Below are 11,007 nucleotides of genomic sequence, written 5' to 3'. Positions count from 1 at the left end.
TACGGCATCGAGTCGACGCTGGTCGACGGCCTCGATCTCGACCAGTGGCAACGCGCGATGCGGCCGAACACGCGGACCTGCTTCCTGGAAAGCCCGACCAATCCGACGCTCGACGTGCTCGACATCGGCGCGATCGCGCAAATCGCCCATGCGGGCGGCGCGCGCCTCGTGGTCGACAACGTGTTCGCGACCCCGATCTGGCAAAGCCCGCTGCAGCTCGGCGCCGACGTCGTGGTGTATTCCGCCACCAAGCACATCGACGGCCAGGGCCGCTGTCTCGGCGGCGTGGTGCTGTCGACACAAGCTTTCATCGAAGAGCACATCCAGACCTATCTGCGCCAGACCGGGCCGTCGCTGTCGCCGTTCAACGCCTGGGTGCTGCTGAAGGGTCTGGAGACGCTGTCGATCCGGGTCGAGAAGCAGACCGCCAACGCCGCCGCGATCGCCGATGCGTTGGCCGGCCACCCGAAGGTGCCGCGGCTGGTGTATCCGGGCCGCGCCGACCATCCGCAGGCCGAGACGGTGAAGAAGCAGATGGGCGCCGGCTCGACGCTGGTCGGCTTCGAGGTGAAAGGCGGCAAGGCCGAGGCGTTCCGCTTCCTCAATGCCCTGAGGCTGGTGAAGATCAGCAACAATCTCGGCGACGCCAAGAGCCTCGTCACCCACCCGGCAACCACCACGCATCAGCGGCTCAAGCCCGAAGCGCGCGCCGAACTTGGTATCAGCGAAGGCTTCATCCGGCTGTCGGCCGGCCTGGAGCACAAGGACGACCTGATCGAAGATCTGGTCGCGGCGCTGGAGAAGGTATGAGCGATCAAGGCCCCGTGTCGTCATTGCGTGGAGCTCGGCGCGAAACTATCGATCGGACCGGAGCCTGATCTCGGCGCGGAAGCCTGAGCGGTCGGTGCGGTTGCCGAAATGCAGGCCGGCGCCGCTGCGCTCGACCGCGAGCGAAGCGATCGCGAGACCGAGACCGCTACCGACCACCGACTTGTTGCGGCCGCGGAAGAAGCGCTGACCGATCTTGTCGAGCTCGTCCGCCGCGACTCCTGGTCCTGTATCCTCGACCACGATGTCGCGCGGCGACTCCCCGGCCCGCCAGCGGACTTCGCCGCCGCCCGGCATGTACTGCACCGCGTTCTCGTGCAGATTGCGGATCGCGAGCTCGAGACACTCGCGATTCCCATTCCACACCACGTCGCGGAGATCGTCGCCGATCGTCACCTCGATGCCGCCGGCCCGCGGCGTGGCGCGAACCACCTCCTCGATCAGCGGGCGCATCGGAACGCGGGTGCGATCGTCGATCTCGGCATGCGCGTCGAGCCGGGCCAGCGTCAGCAATTGCCGCACCAGCCGCGTGGCGCGATCGACCGCCAGCAGAATCTGCTGGAGCGCCGCCCGCGACACCGCCGGATCGTTCGCCGCGAGCGCGACCTGCGCCTGGGTCTTCAGCGCGGTAAGCGGACTGCGCAGCTCGTGCGCGGCGAATGCGGTGATTTCCCGCTCGTGCCGGCGCGCCAGCGCGACCTTTTCGAACAGCGCGTTGAGCGCCAGCGTCAACGGCTGCACCTCCGACGGCGCGCGGCTGGCGTCGACCGGCCGCATATCGTCGGCGCCGCGGCCGACCAGATCCGACGCGATCGCCTGCAACGGCCGCAGGCCGCGGCGGACGCTGACCCAGATCAGCACCCCGAGCAGCGGCGCGATCAGCAGCGCCGGCCAAAGCAGTCCCTTGATCAGGTCGGTGACCAGGCGGTCGCGCAGACCGAGTCGATCGCCGACCAGCACCCTGAAGCCTTTGGCTTCGTCCTCCGTCGCGTAGATCCGCCAGATCTCGCCGTCGATCAGGCGTTCGGAAAACCCACTCGGCTGGTCGCTGAGCCGCTGCTCCGGCGCGCCGCTCGACCGTGCGATCATCGTCCCTTGCAGCGACCATACCTGACAGGAGAGCTGGCGCTCGTAGTTGCCGCCCGTGGCCGCAGGCCGCAGGCTCGGCAGCTTTTCGGGCAGCCGGCCCTCCATGCTGCCGACCAGCGACACCACCATCCGCGCGGCTTCCTGCAGGCGGGTGTCGAGCACGTGCTCCAGCTCGCGCTGGCTGGACGCATAGATCCACGCCACCGCGGCGATCCACACCGCGCCGGTGGCGCCGAGCAGCACGAAGAACAACCTCAGCCGCAGCGAACCGATCATCGCGGCGCCATCCGATAGCCGAGGCCGCGCATCGTCTCGATCGCGCTGCGGCCGAGCTTGGCGCGGAGATTGTGGATGTGGACCTCGATCGCGTTGCTGTCGACTTCGTCGCCCCAACCGTACAGCCGCTCCTCGAGTTCGGCGCGCGAGCGAACCACGCCGGGCCGCTCCATCAGCGCGTGCAGCACGGCAAATTCCCGGCGCGACAGCGCCACCGATACGCCGTCCAGCGTAGCATTGCCTTCCGCCGGATACAGCCTGACCGGACCGTGTTCGAGGCAGGTGGCTGCGCGGCCGTCGCGGCGGCGGATGATCGCGCGCAGCCGCGCCGACAGTTCATCGAGATCGAACGGCTTGCCGAGATAATCGTCGGCGCCGGCGTCGAGACCGGCGATGCGGTCGGGCGTTTCGTCGAGCGCGGTCAGCAGCAGCACCGGGGTCGTGTCGCCGGCGGCACGGATGGCGCGCAGCAGATCGACGCCGCTGCCGTCCGGCAGCATGATGTCGAGCACGACGGCCGAGAATTCGTTCGCCGCCAGCGCCGCACGGGCGTCTTCGCAACCGCTGACGCAGTCGATGCTGGCGCCGGCGAGCGACAGCCCGGCACGGATGCCGTCCGCGATCATCGCATCGTCCTCGACCACCAGAATTCGCATCGGCCCGTCACCTCCTCATCACGGCTTGCTGCCTCAGGCTTAAGGCTGGCTTAAGCTGGGCGGCCAGACTGCCCCCGGTTCGCAAGCGTCGGGGAATCATGGCCATTCGTCTGTTACGTATCATCGCCCTGCTGGTCTTGGCCGGGGCGGTAATGTCCGCAGGGAACACCGCAACTGCCGCATCCAGAGAACAGCCGTTCCGGCTTACGGTCGATCCCGCCGCCGACGGCGTGATCCTCAACTGGACGATTGCACCGGGCAACTACCTGTACCGCGACAAGATCGTGGTGCGAGCACCGGACGGCACCCGGCTGCGCCCGGAACTGCCGCAAGGCACCACCAAGGACGATCCCAACTTCGGCATCACCGAAGTGTATCACCGCAGCCTCGCCGTCACGATCCCGGCGGGCGCGTTGAACGGCGTCGCGCGGCTCAGCGTCGGCTACCAGGGCTGCGCCGAGCGCGGCATCTGCTATCCGCCGGTGACCGCGGCCGTCGACCTCGGCAGCGCCGCGGTGACGATCGCCGGCACCGCCGGCGCCACGCCGCAGATCGCCTGGCCCGATCTGCCGCCGGCACTGCCGGGCGCCGAGCCGCGCAGCATCGCAGCGTCGCCGGACATCGGCGGGTCCGCCGCGTCGGTGTTGCCGTCGATGACCCAGGCCTGGCTGCCGCTGCTGCTCGCCTTTGCCGGATTCGGTCTGCTGCTGGCGTTCACGCCGTGCGTGCTGCCGATGGTGCCGATCGTCGCCGGCATGCTCACCCGCGCCGGCCGCGACATCACCCCGGTCCGCGGTTTCGCGCTGGCGCTGATCTACACGCTGGGCATGGCGACGGCCTATGCGGCGCTCGGCATCGCCGCGGCCTGGTCCGGACAGAACCTGCAAGCCGTACTGCAGATGCCGGCCGCGCTCGCAGCAATGGCGGCGGTGTATGTCGCGCTGGCGCTGTCGAGCTTCGGCCTGTTCGAACTTCAGCTTCCCGCCGCACGGTTCGGCGATGCGCTGACCGGCCGGATCAGCAGCCGTGCCGGGCCGCTGCTTGGAGCCGCGGCGCTCGGCTTCGCCTCGGCGCTGATCGTCGGCCCGTGCGTGACGCCGCCGCTCGCCGCAGCTCTGCTGTATGTCGCGCAGACCGGCGACACCGCGCGCGGCGCTGCGGCGCTGTTCGCGCTCGGGCTCGGCATGGGGTTTCCCCTGATGCTGGTCGGCGCCTTCGGCGGCGGCGTCCTGCCGCGCTCCGGCCCGTGGCTGGTGAGCGTGCGCAAGCTGTTCGGCGTCGCCTTCCTGGCGATCGCGACGGCGCTGCTCGGGCGCCTCGTACCAGCTTCGGTCAGCATGATGCTGTGGGCCGCGCTGGCGATCGGGACCGCGGTGTTCTTCGGCGCGTTCGACCGGATCGGCCGGCCCGGCGGAGCCGTGCCGCGGCTCGGCAAGGCGGCCGGGCTGGCGCTGTTCGTCTACGGCGGCGCCCTGATCGTGGGCGCGGCCGGCGGAGCCGACGATCCGCTGCGGCCGCTCGCGGTGTTCGGTAGTAGCAGCCGCACCTCGCAGCCTCTGCACGACGCGGGGACGGTGACGTCGGTCGCCGCACTGGATGCGGCGATCACCGACGGCCGCGATCGCGGCAAGCCGATCATGATCGACTTCTCGGCCGACTGGTGCACCGCCTGTAAGACCATGGAGCGCAATGTGTTCGCCGCGCCGGAAGTGCAGCGCCGTCTCGCCGGCCTCACCGTCATTCGCGCCGACGTCACCGCCACCAATGCCGAGACCGCGGCGCTGATGCAGCGCTTCGACGTAGTAGGCCCGCCGACCATGGTGTTTCTCGACGCCCGCGACGGCGAGGAAGTCTCCGCCGCCCGCATCGTCGGCGAAGTCTCCGCCGATGCTTTCACCCTGACCCTGAAGCGCCTGGACGCGCGGTCCTGATCACCGCCAGACTGGAGAATGACGATGAACCGCAGACAATCCCTTCTGATCCTCGGCGCGATCGCCGCCGTGCCGCTGCTGAGGTCGTTCGGCGCGCCGCAGGCCTGGGCCGAAGGCGTCGATGTCGATGCGATCCTGCGCAATCCGGACGCTCCGGAGGCCGGCAATCCCAAGGGCGACGTCACCATCGTCACCTATTTCGATTACAATTGTCCGTTCTGCAAGAAGTCCGAACCGGACCTGAAGAAGGTGGTCCGCAGCGACGGCAAGATCCGGCTGGTGTACAAGGACTGGCCGATCCTGACCGAAGCGTCGGTGTACGGCGCGCAGATGGCGCTCGGCGCCAAGTATCAGGGCAAGTATCAGATCGCCCACGACGCCCTGATGGCGATCCCCGGACGCGGCATCTCGAAGGACCAGATGCGCGATGCGGTGGCGGCCTCCGGCGTCGACATGGCGAAGCTGCAAAGCGACCTCGATACCCATGGCGATGCGATCACCGCGCTGATGCGGCGGACGCAATCGCAGGCCGAAGCGATCGGCCTGCAGGGTACGCCGGTCTATCTGGTCGGGCCCTACAAGGTCGCCGCGGCGCTCGACGCCGACGCGTTCAGGAAGGTGGTGGCGCAGGTGCGCGGATCCCAGGGCGCGAAGTGAGCCGGCGTCCGTTGCATCCGATGACGATCCGCCCGATCCTCGTTCTTGCGGCTGCCGCGCTCGCGCTCGGCGGCTGCGTCACCAACTCGACGACCGACATCAAGGGACCGGCAGCGACGGTCGCTCCTGCAGTTGCTGCGCGCTACGCCGCGATCGACACCGACAGACACCCGATCGCCGCCGTCGAAGCCGAACAGCTCGATCCCGCCTACGTCCGGCAACTGGTCGACTACCGGACCGCCGAGCCGCCGGGGACGGTGGTGGTCGATCCGCGCAACCGGTTTCTCTATCTGGTGCTCGAAGGCGGCAAGGCGCTGCGCTACGGCGTCGGGGTCGGCAAGGCCGGGCTGGAATTCACCGGCACGGCTGAGGTCGGCCGCAAGGCCGAATGGCCGCACTGGACGCCGACGCGGAACATGATCGCGCGCGAGCCGGAGCGTTACGGCAAATGGGCCAGGGGCATGGAGGGCGGCGAGACCAATCCGCTCGGGCCCCGGGCGCTGTATCTGTACAAGAACGGCAAGGATACGCTGTTCCGGATTCACGGCACCACCGAGCCGGAGACGATCGGCAAGGCGGTGTCGTCAGGCTGCATCCGGATGCTCAATCAGGACGTGATCGACCTTTACGCCCGCGTGCCGAAAGGCGCCAAGGTGGTGGTGCGATGACTACATCGGCCGAAATGCCGTGACGTCGCCCGGTCCGGCGGTGCCGAGCCGAACCTGATCGACCGAGCGGATGATGCCGTCGCCGAGCAGTTGCGCGAAGCAGGCGTAGCCCCAATCGTTCATGTGCAGCCCGTCGGCGATGACGAACTTGTCGAACGGGATCGCCTGCTGCTCGTGCCATTCCTTCATCACTTCGAACCGCGGAAAGATGCCGACATGGCGCAGCTCCGCGAGCCGGCCGAGCGCCTTGATCATCTTGCCGGCATGCTCGGGCCGCTCGTTGACCCGCGGCGCGTATTGCGGATCGACCAGCACGATATCGGCGCCGGCGGACTGGATCGCCCTGATGCCGTCGTCGACCAGCCTGCCGGTGTCGGCCGGATCGAGGTCGCGCAGGATCGCATTGGTGCCGACCTGCCAGATCACCAGATCGGGCTGGGCGTCGAGCACGGTGGTCTTCAGCCGCTGCATCATTTCGGGCGCGTCCTCGCCGCCCTTGCCGCTGTTGACCACGGTGATGTCGGAGTGCGGATAATGGCGCCTCAACATCGCGGCGAGCCGGTTCGGATAGGTGAACGCCGGCGAACTCGACCCATAGCCCTGCGTCGAGGACGAGCCGAACGCGACGATCACCACCGGCCGGCGGTCGGCGAGCTTGCGCGCGACGCGTGGCAGCGAACCGATCGACTTGGCGCCGCCCTTCGGCGGCAAGCAGGGCACCCGGCCGAGGATGTCGCCGGCCTGTTTGGCGACGCCTTTGATCTTGTCGAGGGCGGTGCCGGCAACGGTCTTGCTGCGATCGGCCGGAACGATGTGGGGCTCGGCTTCGCCGGGCGCGGCCTCCCCGGCTGCAGGCCCGGCCTGGGTCTGCGCAGTTTGAGCCTGCACAGTTTGAGCCTCCACAGTCTGGGTCTGCACGGTCTGGGCCTGCGCCCTCTCGTCCGGAGCAGCAAACAGAACGAATGTCGTCGCCAATAGCGCCGCGGCGGCGGATTTGGAGCGGTCGGATACTCTCATCAACGCTTATTCCTCACCTCCGCCGGGTCGATCTGCGCCGCCTCCATCACGAACGCCAACAGCGCCCGCGCCAGACAGTTGTGCATCCGCAACGCCATATCGATCCCTGGCGCGGGACTGAACAGATCGAACTCGCCGGTCTCGTTCCAGTGGCGCATCAGCGCAAAGCGGTCGAACAGCGGAACTTCGTATTCCTGCGCGACGACCCGCATCGCATCGAGATACGGCGCCGGATTGATCATCGTCTCCGTGCGGGGACTATACTGCAAATTCATCAACACGATGTCAGCACCCGCCTGCTTCACGGCGGCGATGCCCTGGCCGAGGGCGGTGCGGAACTCGTCCGGATCGATCGACCGGATCGCGTCGAAGGTTCCGGTCTGCCAGATTACGAGCCCCGGCTTGCGCTCGGCGACCAGGGCCGAGAGCCCGGCGGCGACATCGGCGGCGGTCCGCTTCGACCGCATCTCGACCATGACGTTGACCTCGACGCCCGGCAGCTTGTCGCGCAAAAGCGCCTGCAATCGTCCGGGATAGGCGCTGTTTTCCGCCGACAGGATGGTCGAGGAGCGGCTGCCGACCACCAGAACGTCGATCTTGCGGCTGGTTTTGATCGCGGCGGCGACGCCCTTCAGCCTGGCCTCGGTCGCCAGCAGATAGGCCGGCGGGACGCAGCTTTGGCCGTTCTGCTCGGCCGCGGCCGGCGCCGACAGGCCGATCGCCGTGAGCAGCGCCACGGCCAGTGCCAGACCCAACCCGGCCATCGCCGTGGCCTTCATGCATCGCCCCCCGCGAGGTCGGCGTCGGGCGGTGGCCGCGACCCGGACTTGCTCGCCACATTTTTGTACCACGAGAACAGCCAAGCGGCGGCCGACATGATGAAGATACCGGTCAAGCTGACGAAGAAATGCATCAAGGCGCCGCCGGAAACCTCCGCCAGCACGAAGTATCCGGCGAAAGCAAGGAAAATACCAATACAGAAGATCTCCAACGAATGCTGGCCGCACAGGATCAGCGGTCGCAGCCAGAGCGAATTCAAGGCCGGCCAGTCCCGCGGGATGAACCGGACGGTCAGCGCCGCCAGCGCCAGAAAATGCGCGAACCGCAACACGTCCAGGTTGGGCTTGTCGATCGGATACATCCACTGCTCAAGCCATTTCGGCAGGGTGTGGAACAATTGCGGGGTGTACCAAGTCAGTGTGACATAAAATGCGGCCACCAGATAAATCGCCGCCAGCCACAGCGTCAGCTTCGAGGCCAGCACCCGCGACAGCCGTTCCGCCCCGCCCATCGCGCACCAGGCGCCGAACACGAACAGAAGCTGCCAGGCGAACGGATTGAACACCCAGGCGCCGCTCGGATAGGCGGTGAGGTGAAGGTCGAACTGCCAGGTGGCGGCATAGAGCAGCGTCGCCAGCCCGAGCGTCACGTCCGGCCAGCGCCGCATCAGCCACAGGATCGGCGGCAGGAAGAACATCAGCACGATGTACAGCGGCAGCACGTCCATATTGACCGGGCGAAACCGCAGCAGCAGCGCCTGGACGATGGTGACGTCGGGCTGTTTGAGGAAGTCGAGGATGCCCATTTCCTCGGAATACAGCGGGTTCTGGAAACTGGTGGCGACGTAGGAGATCTCGGCCAGGAAGATCGTGAACAGGAACACGTGGGCGACGTAGATCTGCCAGACCCGCTTCAGGATGCGCGCCGCCGCTACCACGAAGCCGAGTTCGGTCATCGCCCTGCCGTAGACGAACGCCGCCGTGTAGCCGGAAATGAAAATGAAGATCTCGGTGGCGTCGGAGAAGCCGTAATTCCGCAGCGTGAACCAGGTCAGCACGTTGGCCGGCAGATGATCGATGAAGATCAGCCACAGCGCCAGACCGCGGAACAGATCCAGCCGCAATTCCCGTTTCGGCGCCGGCTTGCGCGGCGGCGAGGAGGCCGTCCGCGGTGGCGGCGCAGCCGGCTCGGTCGGCGGGCCGCCGGCGGGCGGCGCGCCGGTGACCGGTTCGGCAATTGTAGTGACGGGAGGAGTCATGTGGCTCTGCGATGGCGCACTGCACGCTTGTCGTTGCTATAGCAGCCGGCGCGCCACCGGCGAAGCGGCTGGCGGCACGGCCGGCATTCTGCCGCAGCCCCGCAAAGGCGCTGTTCGAAGCCGAGGATGGCTAGCCCCGAACTATGTTGAAACCGCGGAGACGCCGGCGCGACAACCTGAAACTCGTTCCGAACGACTGGTTTCAACGCTGATTTTCGTTATATTTGGGCCAAGAGCTGGAAATCGAGCCATGTACCGTGCCGTCACCCGCCGGATCGAAGTGACCGTTGAGCCGAATTATCTGCCCGAGCGCTCCTCGGCGGAGAACCGGCAGTATTTCTGGTCCTACACCGTGGTGATCACCAATTCGGGCGAGGAAACCGTGCAGCTCCGCACCCGGCATTGGGTGATCACCGACGCCTCCGGCCGGACCCAGGAAGTGCGCGGCGAAGGCGTGGTCGGTGAACAGCCGGTGCTCGCGCCCGGCGAGCGGTTCGAATACACCAGCGGCGTCCCCCTCCCCACCGCCTCCGGCTTCATGGCCGGCCGCTACCAGATGGAAAGCGAAACCGGCGAGACCTTCGAGATCGACGTCCCGACCTTCTCGCTGGACAGCCCGGAGGGGAAACGGACGTTGAACTAATCGACAGTTCGTAGCTTGGGATGAGCGCAGCGAAACCCGGGAAGGCTGCGCAGGAAGATGCGTTTCGCCTTCGGCTCAACGCACCCTACGGTCACTCCACCCCCGCCTCCTCCGGCGTGAACTCGTACACCGATGAGCAGAACTCGCATGTCACCACGACCTTGCCGTCCTTGACCATGTCGGCGCGGTCGGCGGGAGCGAAGCGGGACAGCATGCCGGCGACGGCCTCGCGCGAGCACGAGCATTCGGCGCGCATCGGCAGCGACGAGAACACCCGGACGCCGCGCTCGTGGAACAGCCGGTACAGCAGCCGCTCCCCGGACAGATCCGGATCGATCAGCTCGACGTCCTCGACGGTGGCGATCAGCGACTGGCCTTCGACCCAGGCGTCGTCCTCATCGACGGTGTGGGCCTGGGTGCCTTCCGGCGAGTCGCCGGGATGCAGATCGGCCTGGCGCGCGCGCTCCGGCGACTTCGGCAGGAATTGCAGCAGCATGCCGCCGGCGCGCCAGTGATGCCGGCCGCCCTCGCCGCCGCGCCATTCCTCGCCGACCGCGAGACGAACCCGGGTGGGGATCTGTTCGGAGCGCAGGAAGTATTCGTGCGCAGCCTCCTCCAGACCGGCACCCGTGAGCGCCACCAGGCCCTGATAGCGGCGCATGTCCGGCCCCTGATCGATCGTCATCGCCAGATGGCCGTTGCCGAGCAGCGCGCCGGAGCCGAGCCCGGGTTCGAGCCGGGCTGCGTCGTAGCGCGCGTAGGCGCGCAGCCGGTCGGGCGCCTGGAAATCGACGATCAGGAACGACACCGGGCCGTCGGTCTGAGTCTGCAGGATAAAGCGGCCGTCGAACTTCAGCGACGAGCCGAGCAGCGTTGCCAGCACGATCGCCTCGCCGAGCAGCTTGGCGACCGGGGCCGGATAGGCGTGCTTGGCGAGCAGTTCGTCGAGCGCCGGGCCGAGCTTGGTCAGCCGGCCGCGCAGATCGAGCGCGCCGACCTCGAACGGCAGCACGCTGTCGTCGATCGGCACCGCCGACGGCGCGCGCTCGGGCGTTTCGGGAGTGTGGGGATCGGGGGTCTGTGAGGTCATGGGCGCTTATCTGGGGGCGAGAGGCGGGGATCGGAAGGGCCGAGCTGGAAGGCGAATGGCAGCGATGCCGCGGAGCAGGCTTTAATCCCCCTCCCCCTTGCGGGGCTGTCCCTT

The 11,007-nt window shown here is 67.7% G+C and carries 11 protein-coding genes; 5 read left to right on the top strand and 6 right to left on the bottom strand.

All coding sequences use genetic code 11. The features are described 5' to 3' along the window. Window positions 1-810 (top strand): PLP-dependent transferase (locus DU475_RS20985; protein ID WP_164633218.1); only part of this gene is annotated, 810 nt, incomplete at its 5' end. Window positions 811-855: 45 nt separating this feature from the next. Here the strand turns inward: DU475_RS20985 and DU475_RS20980 are convergent. Both DU475_RS20980 and DU475_RS20975 read right to left on the bottom strand, forming a co-directional pair. After that, window positions 856-2,193 (bottom strand): sensor histidine kinase, encoded by a 1,338-nt coding sequence (locus tag DU475_RS20980; protein ID WP_164633217.1) that lies wholly within the window; start codon window positions 2,191-2,193, stop codon window positions 856-858. Then, the gene (locus tag DU475_RS20975; protein WP_013504583.1) at window positions 2,190-2,849 is read right to left on the bottom strand and encodes a response regulator; all 660 of its coding nucleotides are present in this window, start codon (window positions 2,847-2,849) and stop codon (window positions 2,190-2,192) included. Before DU475_RS20975 ends, DU475_RS20980 begins: the two co-directional genes overlap by 4 nt. Window positions 2,850-2,947: 98 nt before the next feature. Between DU475_RS20975 and dsbD the strand changes: the two genes are divergently transcribed. Genes dsbD through DU475_RS20960 form a run of 3 tightly spaced genes read left to right on the top strand, consistent with a single transcriptional unit; the run spans window position 2,948 to window position 6,105 of the window. Beyond that, a complete protein-coding gene (gene dsbD, locus DU475_RS20970) occupies window positions 2,948-4,780 on the top strand; it encodes a protein-disulfide reductase DsbD (protein ID WP_164633216.1) in 1,833 nt (610 codons plus the stop codon). A 24-nt stretch (window positions 4,781-4,804) separates the two neighbouring features. Further along, window positions 4,805-5,437, top strand: coding sequence for a DsbA family protein (locus tag DU475_RS20965; protein WP_164633215.1), 633 nt, complete (start codon window positions 4,805-4,807; stop codon window positions 5,435-5,437). Window positions 5,438-5,457: 20 nt separating this feature from the next. Further along, complete coding sequence (locus DU475_RS20960) at window positions 5,458-6,105, top strand: L,D-transpeptidase (RefSeq protein ID WP_013504586.1); 648 nt, start codon at window positions 5,458-5,460, stop codon at window positions 6,103-6,105. Here DU475_RS20960 and DU475_RS20955 read toward each other — a convergent pair whose 3' ends face one another. Genes DU475_RS20955 through DU475_RS20945 form a run of 3 tightly spaced genes read right to left on the bottom strand, consistent with a single transcriptional unit; the run spans window position 6,106 to window position 9,160 of the window. Next, a complete protein-coding gene (locus DU475_RS20955) occupies window positions 6,106-7,122 on the bottom strand; it encodes an SGNH/GDSL hydrolase family protein (protein WP_164633214.1) in 1,017 nt (338 codons plus the stop codon). Further along, window positions 7,122-7,901, bottom strand: a complete 780-nt coding sequence (locus DU475_RS20950; RefSeq protein WP_142883694.1) for an SGNH/GDSL hydrolase family protein — start codon at window positions 7,899-7,901, stop codon at window positions 7,122-7,124. The genes DU475_RS20955 and DU475_RS20950 overlap by 1 nt, the downstream gene beginning before the upstream one ends. Then, a complete protein-coding gene (locus DU475_RS20945) occupies window positions 7,898-9,160 on the bottom strand; it encodes an OpgC domain-containing protein (RefSeq protein ID WP_013504589.1) in 1,263 nt (420 codons plus the stop codon). The genes DU475_RS20950 and DU475_RS20945 overlap by 4 nt, the downstream gene beginning before the upstream one ends. Before the next feature lie 250 nt (window positions 9,161-9,410). On the opposite strand from DU475_RS20945, the gene apaG reads away from it, so the two are divergent. Next, a complete protein-coding gene (gene apaG, locus DU475_RS20940) occupies window positions 9,411-9,803 on the top strand; it encodes a Co2+/Mg2+ efflux facilitator ApaG/CorD (RefSeq protein ID WP_047308973.1) in 393 nt (130 codons plus the stop codon). Window positions 9,804-9,894: 91 nt separating this feature from the next. Here apaG and DU475_RS20935 read toward each other — a convergent pair whose 3' ends face one another. Beyond that, entirely contained in the window at window positions 9,895-10,893 is a 999-nt protein-coding gene (locus tag DU475_RS20935; RefSeq protein WP_164633213.1) for an Hsp33 family molecular chaperone, read from the bottom strand. Window positions 10,894-11,007: the final 114 nt, after the last annotated feature.

This window comes from Rhodopseudomonas sp. WA056 (genome assembly GCF_010906995.1).
Lineage (GTDB): Bacteria > Pseudomonadota > Alphaproteobacteria > Rhizobiales > Xanthobacteraceae > Rhodopseudomonas > Rhodopseudomonas palustris_G.
This window is presented reverse-complemented; position numbering and strand designations above follow the sequence as displayed.

Coding starts and splice junctions, on each gene's coding strand:
- DU475_RS20955 (WP_164633214.1), bottom strand. CDS start 7,122: ATGAGAGTATCCGACCGCTCCAAATCCGCCGCCGCGGCGCTATTGGCG.
- apaG (WP_047308973.1), top strand. CDS start 9,411: ATGTACCGTGCCGTCACCCGCCGGATCGAAGTGACCGTTGAGCCGAAT.
- DU475_RS20980 (WP_164633217.1), bottom strand. CDS start 2,193: ATGATCGGTTCGCTGCGGCTGAGGTTGTTCTTCGTGCTGCTCGGCGCC.
- DU475_RS20965 (WP_164633215.1), top strand. CDS start 4,805: ATGAACCGCAGACAATCCCTTCTGATCCTCGGCGCGATCGCCGCCGTG.
- DU475_RS20935 (WP_164633213.1), bottom strand. CDS start 10,893: ATGACCTCACAGACCCCCGATCCCCACACTCCCGAAACGCCCGAGCGC.
- DU475_RS20975 (WP_013504583.1), bottom strand. CDS start 2,849: ATGCGAATTCTGGTGGTCGAGGACGATGCGATGATCGCGGACGGCATC.
- DU475_RS20960 (WP_013504586.1), top strand. CDS start 5,458: ATGACGATCCGCCCGATCCTCGTTCTTGCGGCTGCCGCGCTCGCGCTC.
- DU475_RS20945 (WP_013504589.1), bottom strand. CDS start 9,160: ATGACTCCTCCCGTCACTACAATTGCCGAACCGGTCACCGGCGCGCCG.
- dsbD (WP_164633216.1), top strand. CDS start 2,948: ATGGCCATTCGTCTGTTACGTATCATCGCCCTGCTGGTCTTGGCCGGG.
- DU475_RS20950 (WP_142883694.1), bottom strand. CDS start 7,901: ATGAAGGCCACGGCGATGGCCGGGTTGGGTCTGGCACTGGCCGTGGCG.